1 protein-coding gene is annotated in these 264 nt (G+C 71.6%); it reads left to right on the forward strand.

The window, feature by feature from the left end:
• Window positions 1-43: 43 nt before the first annotated feature.
• Window positions 44-264: hypothetical protein (locus GTY47_RS07485; RefSeq protein ID WP_010036774.1), on the forward strand; the 221-nt coding region annotated here is incomplete at its 3' end.

The following is a 264-nucleotide window of genomic DNA, read 5'->3' on the forward strand; positions in this document are numbered from 1 at the left end:
ACCAGCACTTCGACTTCACCGGCCGGGCCCGGGACGAGCGCCGATGAGCCAGGAGGAAGCGGCAGCGGGCGCGGCAAAACCGGCCGAGGAAGCGCAGGACGGCGAGCAGAAGAAGCAGGAAGAGGCCGCCGAGGAACAGCCGAGGCAGGAGGCGTGGGCCGCGCGCCGGGACCTGATCGCGCACGGCCCGGACTTCGTCTCCACCCTCGTCACCCGCGACCAGTTCGGCCAGACGGGCGGCACGCACTACGGCGACCAGCACTT

Source organism: Streptomyces sp. SID5464, from assembly GCF_009862985.1.
Classification (GTDB): domain Bacteria; phylum Actinomycetota; class Actinomycetes; order Streptomycetales; family Streptomycetaceae; genus Streptomyces; species Streptomyces chartreusis_D.